14 protein-coding genes are annotated in these 18,191 nt (G+C 55.7%); 9 read left to right on the forward strand and 5 right to left on the reverse strand.

All coding sequences use genetic code 11. The annotated features are described in order from the left end of the window. The first annotated feature begins 101 nt into the window (after positions 1–101). From VH86_RS08470 to VH86_RS08485, 4 genes are all read left to right on the forward strand, one after another. The gene (locus tag VH86_RS08470) at positions 102–2,498 is read left to right on the forward strand and encodes an autotransporter outer membrane beta-barrel domain-containing protein (protein ID WP_052696583.1); all 2,397 of its coding nucleotides are present in this window, start codon (positions 102–104) and stop codon (positions 2,496–2,498) included. Between the two features lie 142 nt (positions 2,499–2,640). Further along, a complete protein-coding gene (locus VH86_RS08475; protein WP_045832589.1) occupies positions 2,641–3,264 on the forward strand; it encodes a response regulator transcription factor in 624 nt (207 codons plus the stop codon). A gap of 226 nt (positions 3,265–3,490) precedes the next feature. After that, on the forward strand, positions 3,491–3,709 hold the full coding sequence (locus tag VH86_RS08480) for a hypothetical protein (protein ID WP_045832590.1): 219 nt from the start codon (positions 3,491–3,493) through the stop codon (positions 3,707–3,709). Between the two features lie 94 nt (positions 3,710–3,803). Continuing rightward, positions 3,804–4,253, forward strand: coding sequence for a GNAT family N-acetyltransferase (locus VH86_RS08485; RefSeq protein WP_045832591.1), 450 nt, complete (start codon positions 3,804–3,806; stop codon positions 4,251–4,253). Here VH86_RS08485 and VH86_RS08490 read toward each other — a convergent pair. After that, positions 4,250–5,167 (reverse strand): LysR family transcriptional regulator, encoded by a 918-nt coding sequence (locus tag VH86_RS08490; protein WP_045832592.1) that lies wholly within the window; start codon positions 5,165–5,167, stop codon positions 4,250–4,252. The genes VH86_RS08485 and VH86_RS08490 overlap by 4 nt on opposite strands. A 110-nt stretch (positions 5,168–5,277) precedes the next feature. On the opposite strand from VH86_RS08490, the gene VH86_RS08495 reads away from it, so the two are divergent. Both VH86_RS08495 and VH86_RS08500 read left to right on the forward strand, forming a co-directional pair. Continuing rightward, a complete protein-coding gene (locus VH86_RS08495) occupies positions 5,278–6,417 on the forward strand; it encodes a M20 family metallopeptidase (protein WP_045832593.1) in 1,140 nt (379 codons plus the stop codon). After that, positions 6,404–7,804: a YfcC family protein gene (locus tag VH86_RS08500; protein WP_045832594.1), complete on the forward strand. Its 1,401-nt coding sequence runs from the start codon at positions 6,404–6,406 to the stop codon at positions 7,802–7,804. The genes VH86_RS08495 and VH86_RS08500 overlap by 14 nt, the downstream gene beginning before the upstream one ends. A 62-nt stretch (positions 7,805–7,866) precedes the next feature. Here VH86_RS08500 and VH86_RS08505 read toward each other — a convergent pair whose 3' ends face one another. From VH86_RS08505 to VH86_RS08515, 3 genes are read right to left on the reverse strand one after another with little or no spacing between them, the layout of a single operon-like run. After that, on the reverse strand, positions 7,867–9,858 hold the full coding sequence (locus tag VH86_RS08505; RefSeq protein WP_045832595.1) for a hydantoinase B/oxoprolinase family protein: 1,992 nt from the start codon (positions 9,856–9,858) through the stop codon (positions 7,867–7,869). Positions 9,859–9,873: 15 nt separating this feature from the next. Then, positions 9,874–11,925 (reverse strand): hydantoinase/oxoprolinase family protein, encoded by a 2,052-nt coding sequence (locus tag VH86_RS08510; RefSeq protein WP_045832596.1) that lies wholly within the window; start codon positions 11,923–11,925, stop codon positions 9,874–9,876. An 8-nt stretch (positions 11,926–11,933) separates the two neighbouring features. Beyond that, positions 11,934–13,277: an FAD-binding oxidoreductase gene (locus VH86_RS08515; protein WP_045832597.1), complete on the reverse strand. Its 1,344-nt coding sequence runs from the start codon at positions 13,275–13,277 to the stop codon at positions 11,934–11,936. 248 nt (positions 13,278–13,525) lie between these two features. Between VH86_RS08515 and VH86_RS08520 the strand changes: the two genes are divergently transcribed. Both VH86_RS08520 and VH86_RS08525 read left to right on the forward strand, forming a co-directional pair. Further along, positions 13,526–14,275, forward strand: coding sequence for an IclR family transcriptional regulator (locus VH86_RS08520; RefSeq protein WP_045815313.1), 750 nt, complete (start codon positions 13,526–13,528; stop codon positions 14,273–14,275). Between the two features lie 267 nt (positions 14,276–14,542). Continuing rightward, on the forward strand, positions 14,543–15,910 hold the full coding sequence (locus VH86_RS08525; RefSeq protein ID WP_197080204.1) for an MFS transporter: 1,368 nt from the start codon (positions 14,543–14,545) through the stop codon (positions 15,908–15,910). A gap of 130 nt (positions 15,911–16,040) precedes the next feature. Here VH86_RS08525 and VH86_RS08530 read toward each other — a convergent pair whose 3' ends face one another. Further along, positions 16,041–16,811: a GntR family transcriptional regulator gene (locus VH86_RS08530; protein ID WP_045832599.1), complete on the reverse strand. Its 771-nt coding sequence runs from the start codon at positions 16,809–16,811 to the stop codon at positions 16,041–16,043. A gap of 79 nt (positions 16,812–16,890) precedes the next feature. Here VH86_RS08530 and VH86_RS08535 point away from each other — a divergent pair, with 79 nt between their 5' ends. After that, positions 16,891–18,171 carry a M20 family metallopeptidase gene (locus tag VH86_RS08535; protein ID WP_045832600.1) on the forward strand — a complete coding sequence of 427 codons (1,281 nt, stop codon included), beginning with the start codon at positions 16,891–16,893 and terminating at the stop codon, positions 18,169–18,171. The last annotated feature ends 20 nt before the right edge of the window (positions 18,172–18,191 follow it).

Raw genomic sequence — 18,191 nt, forward strand, 5'->3', positions numbered from 1 at the left:
CTAACCCCATCAACCAGTATGCCGCTCGGGGGAATGACTCCCGCGAGCGGCGTACTGCTGCGCGCTGTTCACCCACCACGCCATTAAAAAAGGAAGCGATTATGGCATTTAAACGTACGTTACTTTCCACCCACTGCTTGTTAGCCCTTACCGCAGGCTCATGGTCTGTTGTGACCCTTGCTACACTCACCGATCAACCGCCCATCATCATGGGGGCGGAAGATCTCACCTTTTCCGACATTGCCATTACCGCGACGGGCACTGTGCGCGGTATTGAAATTTACAATCCCGCACACAGTGCGCATGGCAGCATCACGCTAAGCAACAGCACGGTCAGCGCCGAGCAAGGTGACGCCATCTATTTGCTGGATGGCGATGCGATATTGGATAACGTCGGATTGCTCAGTGAAGCAGGCAAAGGCATTGATGTGAATAATTACTCCAATGCGAAGGTCAGTAATAGCCAAATCACGACCCATGGCACCTACGGAGATGGCATCTGGTTAGCGCAAGCGGATACCACCCTGTCCCTCAGCAATAGCACCATCACCACAGACGGGGCGGTCGCCCATGCCCTCAACGCGCAGTACGGTAAAGCCACTTTTAATGACAGCGTGCTGAGTACATCAGGCAGCGGCAGTTATGGGCTTCACAGTGAGAATGAAGTCAGTGGCAGTGGCAATACCATCACCACGCAAGGCACCAGTGGCATTGGCGTATTTGCCGCGCGCGGTGGGGTGATCTCATTAACGAACACCACGATTACCACTTCAGGAGATAGCGCAGCCGGACTGCTGGCCTATCCCGGCTCAACCATCAATGGCGATGGGCTAACCGTGACCACCCGAGGGAGTGATGCGGCGGCGGGCTGGGTACGCGAGGGCAACCTGAACCTGAGCAACAGTCAACTCAGTGCCAATGGCAGTGGCGGGATCGGTTTACTGGTGACGTCGGGTATCAGCGGTATTGTCAGCGATATCACGCTGGATAATACCCAGGTGAGCAGCAGTGGCAATGTATTACAGGGCAACAGCAATGCTTTAGCCGCAGTCACCGCCAGCAATGGTTCGGTGCTCACCGGTAATGTCCGCACTGACACCACCAGCCGCATCGCGCTGACATTGAACAGGGGGTCCTCGCTTGCGGGGGCGGTGACCGGTTTAGACAGCTTCAGTATTGATGGCAGCAGTAGCTGGTGGCTCAATGGCGACTCGTCCCTCAATCAGCTGAATAATAACGGCACCGTCACCTTTAGTGACGCGACATCCGGCTTTAACACTCTCGCCTTAAGCACGCTCAGCGGTAACGGCAGCTTCGTGATGAATAGCGATATTGCTGCGCTAAGTGCCGATCGTATTGATGTCAGCGGTGATATTAGTGGCTCACATTTACTGTCGGTGAAGAACAGCGGTGCAGAACCCAGTGCGCCAGATGGCATCGTGACACTGGTGACCAGTGGCGGTGGCGCGGGCGTCTTCAGACTTGCCGGAGGTGCAGTGGACGCCGGGGCATACAGTTACGGCCTGCAAAAAAGCGGTAATAACTGGGTGTTAGCGGCGAAGACCAACAGTGGGGGAACGTTGTTGCCATCGCCCACCGCCGCCAGCGCCCTGGGTCTGGTGAACGCTATTCCCACCGCATGGTACAGCGAACTCAGTACCTTACGCAGCCGTCTGGGTGAGGTGCGTGAAGGCAACCGTGAGGGCGGAGCATGGGTTCAAACTCGTGGCAGCAAAACGCGGGTCGATAATCAGGCCGGTGTGGCGTATCAGCAAAATCAACAGAGTGTGACCCTTGGCGTGGACAGCGCGCGTGCGGTGGAATCCGGTCAGGTGATCAACGGTTTGTTCAGCGGTATAAGCAACAGCGATCTGGATTTCAAAGGGGGCAGCACCGGTAGTATCAACAGCTTCTATCTTGGTGCTTACAGCAGTTGGCTGCATCAGGACGGTTGGTTTACCGACAGCGTGCTGAAGCTAAACAACTATAACGCACGCGCCAATGCCGTGATGTCGGACGGTGAACGCAGCAAAGGTGGGTTTAGTGTGCCTGCACTGGGTCTCTCCTTTGAGGCGGGACGTAAACTGCAACTTGATGATGGCTGGTTCGTTGAGCCATCGGCACAGTTGAGTACGCTGTGGGCGAAGAGTGACAGCTTCCGCTTTAATAATGGCCTGGCGGCCCGTAGCGGTACGGCACGCTCGCAACAGGTTGCGCTGCACGGCGTCGTGGGCAAATCAGTCACCTTATCTCAGGGGGCGCAGTTAACGCCGTGGGTACGGTTATCGGCGATTCAGGAGTTGGAAAACAACAACCGCATGACCCTTAACGATCAGCGTTTCAACAATGATCTGGCAGGTACGCGTGCAGAGATGACATTAGGTATGTCTGCTCAGCTTCAACCTGATCTACAGCTTTATACCGAAGCCACGACCAGCAAAGGACGGCACATCAGCAGTCCGTGGAATGCGGCTTTCGGTGTGCGCTGGAGCTGGTAATCACGGATGTCCGGCGGCGTCCTGTCGCCGGATTTTTGCGCAACAGATAAGTAGTCTCCTACAGCCGATACAGTGTGCGCGGGCTAAGGTGATAAGCATGCAAGGACGTTTATTCACCCTCTGAAAGGAACATCAGAAAACCATGAAAACCGCCATTATCATCGATGATCATCCAGATCACAGCCGCGAGCGCGTGATGGCGCTGAAAAACAGCGGCATCATCGTCTTAGCTGAAGGCTTGCCTGTGGTTGAAGCATTGGATCAGGTTCAACAACTGTGTCCAGACTTGCTGGTGGTCAATCTCATCAACAACATTGAAGGTTTAACGCTACTGTCCGCACTTCGCGCACTCAGTGGTGCCATGAAAATTTTGGTGATAGCGGCACCGCACAGTGGGCTTTTCGCGCAGCGTTGTCTGGACGCGGGCGCAGATGGCTATGTCATCGCCTCCGATCAGCTCACCGAATTCAAAGAGGCGGTACGCATGGTGATGCGCGGCTACAGTTTCGCCCCTGCGCAGGATTTTCCGACGGCAGCCCATCGTCGCTATGGCGCCAGTGATGAGCAACACTTACGCATGCTCTCCGCGCGAGAAATGACGGTGTTGATTTTGCTGGCAAAAGGCCTGGGCAATAAACAGATTGGCGCGCAACTGTCGCTCAGTGAAAAAACCATCAGCACCTATAAACATCGCCTCAAATTAAAGCTGAACATCAGTTCAGCCGTGGAACTCATTGACTTCGCGCGGCGCTATCATCTGCTGTAGCATCACTCTCAGTCTTAATTAAAGTCCCTCCAGGCATTTAACAGCATGACGATGCGCCCCATGTGGCGGATGAATGGGCGATTGACGAAACCCCATCTCAGACCCCAATCAACAACCATTCATCAACAGCCTTCATTTAATCCTGCGCCTCAGCGAATAGTGCACGAATTCGTACAGATTTATCGGTAACGTACTCAGCTTCATCCCTTTTCGGAACCACAGTTGTATGAAAAATCTGTCAAAGCTGGTGATCACTTTAGGCCTGTTTTTAGCCGTCAGCGCTCAGGCTGAAGCACAGGGATGCCTGAAAGGCGCGATGATGGGTGCCGCAGCGGGACATGTTGCGCACCATGCCGTGATGGGTGCGGTTGGGGGCTGTATTGTGGGCCATCACATGGCCAGTAAGCAGCAAAAAGAAGCTGCAGCCAAACAGCAGCAAAAGTAATAGGCAGAGATGCGCTTCCGGTTTAACGTGCTAAGTGCAGTTTTTACCGGAGGCGATGAGCGTCATCGCCCGCCTATCAGGAAGATAGCCCATCATGATCACTATCGAACCCGCCGATCCTTTTGCACCTGAATCTCAACGTCTGATTGAACAGCTCTCTACCGAGTTGGCGGCGATTACCGGAAACAACGGCAGAAGCCATTTTAGCGCTGAAGCGATTGATGCAAAGCGATCCATCTGGGTGTTAGCAAAAGATCAACAAGGCAGAGCAGTAGGCTGTGCTTCACTGCGACCGCTGTCGGATGACGTCGCAGAACTGAAACGCATGTATTCGGATCGCAGCGTATCCGGCGTGGGTGATACGCTGTTGGATTATCTGCAAGAGTGGGCGGCAAAAGCGGGCTATAAAGACATTCAGCTCTCAACGCGTGTCATCAACACGCGCGCCGTGGCGTTTTATCTCAAACACGGCTTTGAACAGATAGACAATTACGGCCCTTATGTGGGGAGACCCGAGTCTATCTGTCTCAGTAAAACCCTTTAATTCGCGTCCGTCCCGTCAAAAAACTGGCACAGCAGCTGCCAAAGGTGCTGTGCCGCTGGGGTAAAGCGGTGGTCGGCGCTGCGTAACAGGTGGCACTGGCTCTCGCGGGCGATGCGATGATTGATCGGCACCGCGATCAGATTGCGTGATGCCAGGGCGTCTTCCACCACTTTCGTGGTCATAAAGGCAATGCCCATTCCCGCCTGGCTCAGCGCAATCGCACTGGAAAACAGGTTGCAGCTGTAAGCGGGCGTGAACACCAATCCTTCCTGATTAAACATGACATTCATATAGCTCTGAATACCAAAGTCTTTATCCATGCCAATCAGCGGATATTCGGCAAGATCGCTGACCTCTACCTGTTGATACAATCCGATAGGGTGATCACGATGCACAATGGCGCAGATGGGGCCGCGCAGATAACTGTGACACTTCACGCCGGGTGGACCAAGAGGGCCAAAACCCACGGCCATATCCACTTCGCCACGGGTGATCAGGCTCACCGTGGTTTGCATATCGCCCGATAAAATATCGATGAACACTTCAGGGTAGCTTTGCGAAAAAGGCCGTAAGACATACTTCACCACCTCATCGACCATCCCCTGGCCGACACGCATGCGGATCGAGCCGCCGCGTTTATGGCGCAAATCACGCAGACGTCTTTCCAGGTGGCTTCTGCGCTGATGCGTTTGCGCATAATCCTCAGCCAGCAATTTCCCCGCTTCGGTCAGCACGACATTGCGTCCGCGCCGCTCCAGCAGCGGCAATTGCATATCACGCGCCAGCTGCGAAAGTTGACGACTGATGGCCGCAGGATCCACATCCAGCGCCTCCGCCGCTCGACGAATGCCGCCATGGACACCGACTTCATACAAGTATCTTATGGACTTGTCAGGATAGAGCAGCATTGCCATAGGTTTTCATTATCTGTTGTTCTCAGGTCAACAATAATAACGTTTTATACCCATTTTTTAAGCGCAATTTTATCCTCATACTCGGGATTCACTTGGTGAGGACAGAAGTAATGAAAAATATAATAAGTTATTTGCAACAGCATTCAGACGACATTCTCTCAGATATCAAAACCCTGGTGGCAGCTGAGTCACCGTCAATGAACAAGGCAGCGGTGGATCGCTGTGGCGACGTGCTGCGTGCCCTGTTTGCTGAGCGTCTGGGTATTGATGCTGAAATCGATGTTCAGGAACACTACGGCAACCATCTCAAATTCACGCTGGGTTCAGGCGAGGATCAAACCGTGGTGCTCGGCCATTTTGATACCGTCTGGGATGAAGGCGAATTGTCGATGCGCGAGGAAGACGGCAAATTCTACGGTCCCGGCATTCTGGACATGAAAGCCGGACTGGTGCAGTCGATTTGGGCGGCACGCGCGTTAAAAGAACAGGATTTGCTGGCAGGGAAACGCATCGTTTTCCTGTGCGGCAGCGACGAAGAGGTGGGCAGCCCAAGCTCCAGTGAATGGCTGTCTCGTCATGCGCTGGGATCATCGCAAGTGCTGGTGGTGGAACCCGCCGTGGCTGGCACCGGCGCACTGAAGGTGGCGCGCAAAGGCACGGGCCAGTATCAGATCGTGATCACCGGGCAGGCCGCGCATGCGGGTAACAATCCTGAAGAAGGTATCAGCGCAGTGCAGGAGATGGCGCATCAGGTGCTGTTCCTGCATGGATTAAATGCACCGGATCGTGGCACGACCGTTAACGTTGGTATTGCGCAAGGTGGTAATCGCATCAACGTGGTGGCGGATAAAGCGGTACTGGGCATCGATACGCGCGTCACCAGCGAAGAGGAAGCGCAGCGCATTCACGCCGAGATCACTCAGATTCAGCCGCACTTACCGGGCATTAAGCTGGAGATTACCGGCGCACAATCACGTCCGCCGATGCGCCAGAGTGCAGAGTCGCGGGCTATCCTGCAGCGTGCGCAAGCGGTGGCACAACAGATCGGCTTCAGCGTGGAAGGTCAATCGGTCGGCGGCGGCAGCGATGGCAATTTCACTGCGGCGTTGGGTATCCCAACTTTAGATGGCCTGGGTGCGGCCGGCGCAGGTATTCACGCGCGTCACGAACACATCATCATTGCCGATATTGCCTCACGCACCGCGCTGGTGGCGGGTTTGATGCTGGGGGAAAACCATGTCGCAGGTTAATGTTGAGAAAAATAGTGCGATGCAACCCGCAGGGAAAAAGAGCGAGCAGAGCCCTTATCTGCTGCTGTTTATCATTCTGGTGCTGGCTGCGGTCGCCACCTGGATTATCCCGGCGGGCAAGTTTGATCACGAAACCCGCAATGGCGTGACCTTTGCCATTAAAGGCAGTTTGCATGAAGTGGCGCGTACCGGCGTTTATCCCGGTGAGATTTTCATGGCCATCGTGCAGGGCGTGATTAAAGCGGCACCGATCATTTTCCTAATCCTGTTCACCGGCGGGCTGCTGGCGGTGATTGAAGCCACCGGCGCGATTGCCACGGCGCTGAATTCGCTGTCACGCAGCACCAAAATCAGCGATACCCGTCTGATCCTGATTTTCGCGGTGATCTTCGCCATCCTTGGCAGTACTGGCGTGGTGCAAAACTCGGTGGTGGCCTTTGTGCCGATTGGTCTGCTGGTGGCGCGATCCTTAGGCTTGCCACCGGTGATCGGCATGGCGCTGATCTACCTGACCTGCGCGGCAGGGTTCAACGTGGCGTTTCTTGGCCCGGCAACCACCGGTCTGACACAGCATCTGGCGCAGTTGCCGCTGTTTTCGGGCATGTTACTGCGCGGCATCACCAACCTGCTGTTTGTGTTAACGGTGGCGATCTATCTGATCATTACCGTGAAGCGCATGCGTAAAAATGGTCAGGTGCGTGCGGACAATACCGTGGAAAGCGCTGAACCGCTGGCGATTACCGGTCGTCATAAACTGATTCTGCTGACCTGCGCGGTGACGCTGATTCTGTTTATGGTGGGCACGGTGCAACTGCATTGGGCCACCAACGAGATGTCGGCGATGTTTATCATTCTGTCGATTATGGTCGGTTTGATTGGTCGTTTGTCCGGTTCTGCTATTGCTAACACCTTCCTGTCCGGCTGCTCTCAGCTGGTCAAAGGCGGCTTTATTGTCGGGATGGCAGGCGCGATTTCGGTGGTGCTGCAACAGGGCAATATCCTCGATCCGATCGTCGGCTTCCTGTCAGACATGCTGGCGCCGGTTCCGCCTGCGATTGCCGCTGTGGGCATGTTTATTAGCGCCGCACTGATGCACTTCGGCATTTCATCCGGTTCGGGCGAATCAGCGTTATTGATCCCGATTTTCTCCCCGCTGGGTGATAACCTGGGTCTGACACGTCAGGTCACGGTGCAGACCGTGCTGCTGGGCGAAGGGATTGTGAATTCCATCAGCCCGACGTCCGGGGTATTAATGGCCGCGCTGGCCACCGCCAATATTTCGTTCGGCAAGTGGCTTAAATTCGTGGCGCCGGTCGTCGCCATCTGGTTTGTGATTTGCGTGGTGACGCTGCTGATTGGCGTGGCGATCAACTGGGGTCCGTTCTAACCCAGCGAAAATGAGAAGGGATGCTGACGATAGCATCCCTTTTTTTGCGGCTTTAGGCCTCGTTACGCCTGCAGGAAATCCCGGAACTCCTCACTCAATTCGTCAAAGAGTCGATAGATCACCTGACCGCCCTGAGCGGTTTGTCCCCTGGCTTCCGCTGCGGCAAGCGCATCAAACAGGCGATGCTTGATATGAAAACGCCATATGACCGGCACGCGAGACAAGATATCAGTCAGTGCCCGATATCGCTCCGGCGTCCAGCTCTGCTCAAAGCGAGTACGCCATGGGCCAAAGTCAAAATGTGCCACGCTGGCGGCTGTCGCAGAGCGTTGGTTGCGTGTCATCTGCGTAGCTTCCACGTCCAGTAGACCCTCGCGGATCACCACACCGTAATCCTGCTCGGCACGCGCCGAAGATACGTAGCCGCTTTTCACATCTGATAACACCTGCTGGGGATCACGCTCCAGCGGTGAACCATATCCGCCGCCACCGGCTCCGGTTAATCGAATCACATCTCCTGCCTGGCATCGGATCACATCGCTATTGCCGAGCATTTCTGGTGCTTCGCTCTGCGGGTTTTTCACAAAAATGGCATTACTGCCCGCTTTCCCGCCAAGGACGCCCCAGGAAGCAAAATGGGTGCGATCGCGGTTGCGCGCTGTCACGGTGGTATCAGGTGCAAACACCTGAAACTCCATCATTAGTCCGGAACCACCGCGATATTTTCCTGCACCGCCGGAGTCGGGTACCAGACAGTAGCGGGTGATACGAATCGGCACTTCCGCTTCGTTAATCTCCACTGGCGTATTGCGCAGAAATGCCACGTTAGCCCCCGATCCCTCTTCTCCGTCACCGAACGGCATGCCGCCCGCACCGCCGCCCACCGGACCAATGGAAGCGATCACCGGTCGGCCCGAGGTGTTGGTGGTTTTAACGTTCAGAATCGCCAATCCACAGGCCGCGCAGGCAGGCAGACGATCGGGAATCGCCTGTGAAAACGCGCCAAAGGTCAGTACATGCGTTAACTTACAGGTCAGACTGCGCATGCCGACGGCAGCCGGGTAAACGGCATTCATCACGCTGCCTTCGGGCAGCACACATTCGACGACACGATCCAGCCCCGCGTTGAGCAAAATATCGGGATTCAGGGTATAGAGCACATAGTGATAGCCGACCAGCGCCAGCGCGTGACGCGTCATGCCGCCGGTCGGCATATTCAAGGATGAAAGCAATTGCGGATCGCTGCCGGTGTAATCAAGGATGGCGCGGCCGCCGCGAATTTTCAGCGTCATCGCCACGCGCATCGGTTTGCCGTTCACACTGTCTTCATCAGCGTATTCCGCGAAGAAGTAATCGCCATCAGGCACGCTCTCAAGGATGCGTTGTGCCTGCTGCGCGGCATAATCCAGCAGGGCCACCATACCTTGCTGAAAATCTTCCACACCGAAATGCGCGATCATCTCCAGCACGCGTTTTTCGCCATTGGCCAGCATCGCCAGTTGCGCATGCAGGTCACCCATATTCTGTTCCGGCGCACGCACATTGGTTTTGATCAACGTGAGCAACGCTTCATCCAGCACGCCTTCACGCACGATCTTAGTCGGTGGGATACGGATACCTTCCTGATGGATCTCCGTCAGCGTGCGCGACAGCGAGGCGGGCACGGCCCCGCCCACATCGGTGTTATGAATATGACCGCCAACAAAACACACCAGCTTGCCTTGCCAGAACACCGGTTTCCACATCACCATATCCGGGCTGTGTGTCGCGACGTTACCGCTGTAAGCATCGTTGGTCATCGCCACATCGCCGGGGCGATAGTCCTCGATCATGCCGAGTACCGGTCCGTAATCGAGACCGATATACCAGGTGGCACCTAAGGTTTTCGGCGAAGCAAATGCCAGGCCTTCGGGGGTGAGCAGGGCGCAAGAGAAGTCTTCCGTCTCTTTGACAAAAGTCGAATGCGCGGTGCGCACCAGCGTATGGGCCATGCTTTCTGCTGCCGCCACACAGTAGTTAGCCAGAATCTGCAGACCTGAAGTATCAAAAGCCATATCGCGACTCCTTTATTAAGCCGTGTGGGTGAGGTCAGTGAGGATCAGATTGCCGAGCGCATCCACCTCGGCGCGGAAATCGGGTAATACGGCGACAGTGGTGTCGGACTGGGTAATCACCGCGGGTCCGGTAAATGACTGACCGCCCGCAAGCTGCTCACGCTGGTAAAGTGGCACGGTGAGATAACGGCCCGACATCCACACATCAATATGCCCAGCGGGGATTGGTGCGGCGTCAGAGTGCGGCAAAGGTTCGAGTTGCGGCTTCGGTGTCGGCATGCTGACCACCAGACGCAGGGATACCACCTGAATCTGCGCATCACGGTCGCTGTAGGCATATAAATGATGATGTTGCGCATGGAAGGCTTCACGCATTGATGACAGGTTGCCGTTGGCTAAATCATCCCGCTGCAACGGCGTGGCGATCTCGAACGACTGTCCCTTGTACCGCATCTCCGCCGAGAGGCTAAACTGGCCCTGGCTGGCATCACTGACTTCGTGGCTCAGCCATTCGCGCGCTTGTTGTTCGAGTTGCTGATATTCAGCTTCGAGGTGTGGCAAGCTCTCTGCGCTTAAATCACCATAAATGATGCGAACAAAATCGTTTTTCACATCGGCAACCAAACCGCCTAATGCACTTAGCACGCCGGGCGTCAGCGGCACCAGCACTTCACGCATGTGCATGGCACGCGCCAGATAACAGGCCATCATCGGACCGGCACCGCCAAAAGGCATCAGGGAAAAGGCGCGCGGGTCGATACCGAAGCGGGAAACCAGTCGGCTAATTCCTGCGTACATGCCGGACACGGAAACGTTGATGATCGCTTCCGCCGTTGCTTCGATGGATTGACCCAGCCGATCGGCCAGCGATCCTATTGCGGCTTTGGCGGCGGCGACATCCACATTCACCGCGTTGTAGCCCAACTTTGCCTGGCCAAGAATGCCCAATGACACGAAAGCATCGGTAATCGTGGGCTGCGTGCCGCCTCGTCCATAACACACTGGCCCAGGCGTTGAGCCTGCGCTTTCGGGCCCCACTTTGAGCACGCCAAACTCATCAACGCGCGCCACAGAACCGCCGCCATCACCAATCGATGTGACGGATACAGACGGAATATGAATCTGGTAGTCACCGATATACTCACCGGTGTCATATTGCGCTTCTCCGTTGACGATCAGCGCCACATCGGCGGTGGTGCCGCCAATATCCAGACTCATGACGTTCTCACGACCGCACTGGCGTGCCACCCAGGCTGCGCCCATCACACCCGATGCGGTTCCCGACAAGATCATCTGCACGCACTCGGCTTTACCGCGCTCTGCGCTCATCACGCCGCCATTGGACTTGGTGACTTTCAACTCAGCGGTCACGCCTGCTTGCGTCAGTGCCTGCTGCAAAGCACCGAGATAATGCGCGACGCGTGGCTGAACATAGGCACCAATCACGGCGGTTTGCGTGCGCTCGAATTCGCGGATAGTCGGCCAGACATCACTGGAGCAGCAGACAAAAAAGCCTGGCACGGCCGCTGCAATCAGAGCCTGAACCTGCTTCTCATGTTCGGGATTGCGATAGGCATGCAGCAGGGCAATCACCACACCTTCACAGCCCGCATCGCGCAGGCCCGCGACAGCGGCCAGTACACTCTGTTCTGCAATCGGCGCGAGTTCTTTTCCGGTCGCATCCATTCGACCGTCAATGCCAAACACATTTTCGCGCGACACCAGGGGTTCCGGACGCAGCGAATGCAGGCTGTACATATCCGGCGTCTTCAGCCTGCCAAGTGCCAGCACATCCTCGAAATAGCGATTGGTGATCAGCCCCAGCTTCGCGCCTTTTTTCTGCACCACGGCATTCACGCCAACGGTGGTGCCGTGGGTGAAATAGTCAATATCGGCGGGATCGATCCCATAGCGTTTCACCAATTCCTGAACGCCGTGCAGCACTTCCTGGCCCGGATCATCGGGACGTGAAAACACCTTCAGGCTGTGCAACTGACCCGTTGCTTCGTTGAAAACGGCGAAGTCGGTGAACGAGCCGCCGATATCGACACCAATGCGTAGTCCCATACTTCCCCCTAATTGGTTTGTGGATGAGCGGATTTATCCAGGCGATCGCGCACCTGGTAGTAGCTGCCAAGCAGCGGCATAAACCAGGTGTTGCCGGTGTAGAGCGGGTGGCCGGGCAGCGGCGATACCCCATAAGGACTTCCGTTGAGCGGTGTGTTTTCAATCAGATGACGGGCTAATCGATGGCCGAGCCAACTCATCATGGTGACACCGCTGCCGTTACAGCCCACGGCATAAAAACAGCCCTGCGGCGTCTGGCCGATATGCGGCAGGTAGTCGAGCGTGACGGCGACTTTACCGCCCCAGCTATGGCTGATTTTGATGTCGCGTAACTGCGGGAAACGTTGTGTCAGATGTTGATGCAGCACGCGCGCAGACTGCTGGCGATCAAGGGCGTAGAAGCGCGCGCGCCCCCCAAAGAGCAGACGAGAGCCATCGGGTGAATAACGAAAATAGTGCGTGACGCGTTGGGTTTCAGCAATGCCGCGCTGGTGCGGGATCAGCGTGCGTCGTAAATCTGCGGATAACGGTTCAGTAGCAACCTGATGGCTGGTGACGGGTACCACGCGTGCGTGTAAATGCGCCATTTCAGGCCCGGTATAGCCATTGGTGGCGATAATCACCTGACGCGCGTTGAGACGGCCGCGCAGAGAATCAACCTGGTAATGCGCCCTGTGTTTCTCAATACGACTCACTGCAGAACCACTGCAAATGACCACGCCAGCTTTGCGCACCGCATCCAGCAAACCTGCGTAATAAAGCGCGGGATTGAGCAGACCAGCACGCTCAATCAGCACGCCGCCGTGATAGGCCGGGCTATCCAGCTCGGCGCGCAATTCATCGCGCGTCAGTATGCGCGCCTGCACCTGGCTCACGCTGTTTAGCAGCGGCAACCGCTTTTTCCAGCTCTCCAGATGTTGCGGTATCCACGCGGCGGCGAGGCGACCGGTTTGTCGATAATCGCAGGCGATGTGATGTTGTGCGATCAGATCTTCCAGAAAGCGATAACCGTCAGCGGCCTCCAGCAACATGTCGCGCTTCAGTTGCTCATCGCTCTGCCGCAGTCCCTTTTTTGCCGACATGGTCTTGCCCACGTTGATGCCGCCAGTGACCTGACCGCCGCTCAACGTACTCGCGCCACTGCCCGGTAGGCCGGCTTCCAGAATCACCACCTGATTGCCGTGTTGCGCCAGCGTCAATGCACAGCACAGCCCGGCATAGCCAGCGCCAATAATCACGTATTCCGTTTCGGGCGGAACCCCACTGGGCAACGCATCCTGCGGCTGCCACTGCTCCCACCAATAGGGTGCCGCCTTAAAATCTTCGGTAAATATCGACTGATGACCTGCCATCACTCCGCCTCGCTAAACATCATTGATGAATTCAGCGGCTGAAAACTTAGCCGTTCCACAATAAGGAATGCCATTCCATAAATTTAACGTGACATGATTTTATCTGCTCTGCAAGCACAAAAATTAAGCATTCGGAGGAAATTGTGATCGGCTCACGGGCAAAACGCCGAGCGGGAGATGGCAGGCTGTGCCATATTACGGCACAGCAAGTGGAGACAATGACGTCAGAAAGTAGGGAGATTGGAGCGATGCAGAGCCTGATTAAAAGCCTGAAAGTGCTGGAGATGGTAGCCGAGAAACAGCCGATCAGTGTGGGTGAATTGGCTAAGATGATGTCGATGCCAAAAACCACCGTGCAGCGCATTCTCTGGACCTTTCATGAGGCGGGCTGGTTACGATTGATTGAAGGCGACATGCCGCGCTGGACCGTCAGCCCGCGTGTGCTCAGCGTGCGGCCGATCGAGCTGGCGGGAGGTGGGCTGTCTGCTGCCGTCCAGGATCCGATGGCAGAGTTGCGCAATAGTACGCAGGAGACGGTGTACGTGTCGGTGTATGACGGCAATGGCGCGGTGGTGGTGATCGACAGGCTGGAAAGTCCGCATCCCGTTCGCGCGGTGAGCCCGATTGGGGATATTGCTCCCATTCACTCCACGGCCAACGGCATGGCGATTTTGGCGTTCTTACCGGAAAGCCAGCTTGAAAATATCCTTACCGGCGAGCTGAGTGCCTTTAACCCGGCCACCATCACCGATGCCGATAAACTTCGCGCAGAACTGAAGCAGGTGCGTGAGCGCGGCTACTCAATCAACCGTGGCTATTATCGCTCCGGTATTTTCGCCATCGGGGCACCCATTTTTGATGCCGCCCACCAGCCGGTCGCCAGTATCTGCATCTCGATGCCGGACTCTCGTTACCATGAAGAAAAAATCGCAGAGTGGGGCGCGCTAACCGTTCAGGCTGCCCAGGCAATTGGCTTCCAGAGAAATGCCAGAGGTTAACGGCATGACGCAATGACCACTCTGCGGTGTGGTCATTTCATCCTAACGTATTGTTTTTGCATTAAATAAATCGACTCCTCTCCCTTCTCACTCTTCTGCTCAATCTCCGTGTGACCTATAGCGAAATCCTCTCACCCGCGTATTGACGTCTAATTTTCACTCAACTAACGTAATTAACGGAATGCCATGCCGTAATGTGGAATGATTAAATTCATTCTGAGTCACGTTCACTGACCGTGCTGTTATGCGATGAAGATGGGGTTAACCATGACAACTTCTGCCACGCTTCCTCAGGTGACACCTGAAATGCAGCGCAAAACGCTGATCGGTGCTGTTGCCGGCAATCTGGTCGAGTTTCTCGACTTTGCCCTCTACGGCCTACTGGCCAGTGTGATTTCACGGATTTTTTTTCCGCAGGATGCGCCATTGACGGCACTGCTCTCGGTATTACTGCTCTATGCATCGAGTTTTCTGGTGCGCCCGATTGGTGGCATCGTGCTGGGATTGGCGGGCGATCGCTGGGGCAGGCGTTCGGTGTTAATGATTACCATCACCGGCATGAGTGTGGTGACCGGCTTGACCGCCCTTCTCCCCACTTACGCACAGGCAGGCACCAGCGCCACCGTACTGCTGGTGATTTGCCGACTGATTCAGGGCTTTTTCGCTGGCGGCGAGTACGCGACAGCCACAGATTACATCGTCGAAAACAGCGATCAAAAACGCCGCGCTTTTCGTGCTTCATTCTCACCCATAGGTGCCTATATCGGCACTGTGATCGCTATTGGCCTCTACACCCTGTTGTCTTCGTTAATCACGGCGACACAAATGGAGGAGTGGGGCTGGCGTGTGCTGTTTGCCATCGGCCTTCCGCTGGGGCTTGTCGGGTTAATCATTCGCCGCAAACTTGATGAGAGCCCGGAGTTCCGCGCGGTTGAACGGGCGCGTGTGGAGCAGCGTTTGAACCCGCCAACGGTGACTCAGGTCATTCGCTCGCAGTGGAAAAATATTCTGGTGTTCATGTCGATACTCATGAGCCATACGCTGCCCAATTATCTGATTCTGGGCTTCTTTGCCACGTATCTCACCACGTTTGTCGGGTTAGCCAAAACCGATGCAGCAATGGCGGTGTTAGTTTCGCAGTTTGTACTGATTTTTAGCACGCTATTACACGGCTATCTCAGTGATGTGGTGGGTAGAAAACGCTGGTTGCTGCTGGGCTGTGTACTGGTGATTCCGGCGATGTTCTTTGCTTTCACCTATGCTGAGCATGGCACGTTAAGCAGTGCCATTATTGCAGCGGTTGTGCCAGTGATGGTTTTCCTGATGGTCACCAGCGGAATGACCATTAGTCTGGTCGATATGTTCCCGGCAGAGATGCGTGCTTCTGCCGGTGCGATGGCGTACAACACCGGTACCGCGTTGTTTGGCGGCACTGCACCGCTGATTGGTGCGGCGTTAATTGGCTGGTCAGGCAGTGCGTTTACGCTGGTGTATTATGTTGCCGCCGTGGCCATCGTCTCATTCATTTCGATTGCGCTGTTTTTCCGCTATCCGCAGCGCGCCTCGCATAACGCTTATCAGCTTGCGAGCAGTGCTGCGCAGGGCAATCCGGTAGCGGCGCGCCTGCGCCGATAAACGGTTACATCACCTGACATCGGTCGCCGTTTCAGGGGTTGCCGATGAATTAACACCGGGTAAGGATGTGCTCTGTTTTAGGGTGCCTTAATCTGTGACGCCCCCTGGCATCTCAGGGGGTGAAACCGTTTTACCGTACCTCATTCACATACATGAAGTGCTCGGTGCTGAAACGGTGGTGCGCAAGGATCACCGGAATCGCACTCTGGTCAAAAGACACTTCATCTATCACCATCACCGCGTGCGGCAATGTCAGCTCCAGCAATGTCGCATCTTCCTCGTTCGCCAGCTGTGCCGTGATCTGCTCACGTACCGCTGCGACACGCACATCGTAATGTTCGAACAGGAAGCGATAGAGCAACGGCGGCAAGTATTCCGCTGGAGGGAAATCAGGCAGACGCGCAGCAGGCAATATCAGTGTTTCATGCATGGCGGCAATACCTTTCACCCGACGCGTACGTTTCAGGCGTATCACCTCATCTCCTGCGGCGATCTGCAGTTTTTCTGCTTCCCGCTCGTTGGCTTGGCTCAACTGATAATCCAGCAGTGTCGTTTCCGAATGCAGTAAGCCGCCGCTGTTATCGTGCAGGCGAAAATACTGGAAAAAGTGGCTCAGGTTGTGCAGCGGTGCCCAGCCGGTCACCACCGTGCCGGTTTTGCGACGGCGCATCAACATCCCTTCGATGGTCAACGCGGCCAGCGCTTTGCGCACCGTTCCCACCGACACGCCAAATTTCGACGCCAGGCTGTTTTCACTCGGCAGGATCGTGCCCGCAGGTAGCTCACCCTGCAGGATTGATTCGCTGATATGGCGTTTCACCACTTCATACAACGGCGCGCCTTCTCCTTCGCTTAAACGAGAGAATTGTGGTGTGTCGTCTGCGTCATAGTTTTTTTGCATGTTTCCGATTACCGATTGACCTGCGTCCTTGAATTGCATTATCTATAAACTATATAGAAATACAACAGACGATAATCCTATGTCGCAGAATTCTCGCCTTAACAATGCGTTAGAGAGCATTGCGGATGACACCGCACAGATAACTGATGATATGCAGCGCATGCTGGCCGTGGATACCTGCTTTCCACCGGGCAATGGCTATGCGCAATTTGCCGACCTAATGACGCAGTTATTAGCGCCCATGAGCTTCAGCTTTGAGCGCGTTTCAGTGCCGGAAGATCTCTGGCAAGCACCCGATGGCAGCGCGTACGGCGAGCGAGTGAATTTGCTGGCAACGCTTAACTGTGGCGCAGCCGAAAACTGCAATCTCTACTTTCACACCGATACGGTGCCTGCGGGGGATGGCTGGCGATTTCCTCCGCTGGCACTGACGGTGGCCGAAGGCAAGTTGTTTGGGCGCGGCGCGGCGGACATGAAAGGGACGATCGTGGCAGCGATGGCGGCGATTCGTGCAGCGCAGGCCTGCAATCTGCCGTTGCGCTTCAATCCGGTCTTTCTGCTATGCACCGATGAAGAGGGCGGGTTGTATCCCGGTATTCGTTACCTCGCCGAACAGCAGTGCTTCGCCGGGCATCTGTTGAGCTTTAACGGTGGTGCAGTACCACGCATCTGGGCAGGTTGCTTTGGCAGTATCGACCTCAAAGTGATTATCACCGGGCGTTCCGCGCATTCCGGCGATCCGCTGCACGGCATCAATGCCATCGAAGCCGCGCTGCCGTTGATGAACGCGCTTTATCAACTGAAAGGCGAAGTGGAACAGCGCACCTCGGCAATGCCTGCGCCGCCGCACTATCAGGGCAAACCGCTGACCTCACTGTTGACGCTGGCTGCCGCACAGGGTGGCAGTAAAGGCTCGACCATCCCCGAACGCTTTGAGCTGCTGATCAATCGACGCTATGCCCCGGAAGAGGCATTTGATGACGTTTGGCAGGAGTTGACCCACTGCATCCATCAAGCGATGCAAGGCAGCCCTGCGCTGGATGTTAGCGTGCAAATGATTGGTCATCTGGCCCCGGTGGCCAACCCTGATGGTCCGCACTGGCCACGCTGGCAGGCCGCGCTGAGTCAGGGATTTGGTTTTAAAGCGGAGGCGTTTAAACCCTGGGGATCCTCAACCAGTTCGGATATGGGTTGGGTCCAGCAGGCCGGTATGCAGGAAATTTTACTGGGCGGTTTAGCCCGCCCCGACAACCGCATTCATGCCGCCGATGAGTACACAACGATGGCAGATGTTATCGCACTTTCGCAGTCCATTCTGGCGTATCTCGCCGATGAGTTTCAGCCAACCCAGGGTATTTAACAAACTAACGAGGAAGAGAA

The sequence above is a fragment of the Pantoea sp. BL1 genome (assembly GCF_000963985.1).
Lineage (GTDB): Bacteria > Pseudomonadota > Gammaproteobacteria > Enterobacterales > Enterobacteriaceae > Pantoea > Pantoea rwandensis_B.

Bases quoted from the DNA above. Each gene is read 5' to 3' on its own strand.
- VH86_RS08485 (WP_045832591.1), top strand. From the start codon at position 3,804: ATGATCACTATCGAACCCGCCGATCCTTTTGCACCTGAATCTCAACGT.
- VH86_RS08500 (WP_045832594.1), top strand. From the start codon at position 6,404: ATGTCGCAGGTTAATGTTGAGAAAAATAGTGCGATGCAACCCGCAGGG.
- VH86_RS08495 (WP_045832593.1), top strand. From the start codon at position 5,278: ATGAAAAATATAATAAGTTATTTGCAACAGCATTCAGACGACATTCTC.
- VH86_RS08505 (WP_045832595.1), bottom strand. From the start codon at position 9,858: ATGGCTTTTGATACTTCAGGTCTGCAGATTCTGGCTAACTACTGTGTG.
- VH86_RS08475 (WP_045832589.1), top strand. From the start codon at position 2,641: ATGAAAACCGCCATTATCATCGATGATCATCCAGATCACAGCCGCGAG.
- VH86_RS08520 (WP_045815313.1), top strand. From the start codon at position 13,526: ATGCAGAGCCTGATTAAAAGCCTGAAAGTGCTGGAGATGGTAGCCGAG.
- VH86_RS08470 (WP_052696583.1), top strand. From the start codon at position 102: ATGGCATTTAAACGTACGTTACTTTCCACCCACTGCTTGTTAGCCCTT.
- VH86_RS08490 (WP_045832592.1), bottom strand. From the start codon at position 5,167: ATGGCAATGCTGCTCTATCCTGACAAGTCCATAAGATACTTGTATGAA.
- VH86_RS08510 (WP_045832596.1), bottom strand. From the start codon at position 11,925: ATGGGACTACGCATTGGTGTCGATATCGGCGGCTCGTTCACCGACTTC.
- VH86_RS08535 (WP_045832600.1), top strand. From the start codon at position 16,891: ATGTCGCAGAATTCTCGCCTTAACAATGCGTTAGAGAGCATTGCGGAT.
- VH86_RS08525 (WP_197080204.1), top strand. From the start codon at position 14,543: ATGACAACTTCTGCCACGCTTCCTCAGGTGACACCTGAAATGCAGCGC.
- VH86_RS08515 (WP_045832597.1), bottom strand. From the start codon at position 13,277: ATGGCAGGTCATCAGTCGATATTTACCGAAGATTTTAAGGCGGCACCC.
- VH86_RS08530 (WP_045832599.1), bottom strand. From the start codon at position 16,811: ATGCAAAAAAACTATGACGCAGACGACACACCACAATTCTCTCGTTTA.
- VH86_RS08480 (WP_045832590.1), top strand. From the start codon at position 3,491: ATGAAAAATCTGTCAAAGCTGGTGATCACTTTAGGCCTGTTTTTAGCC.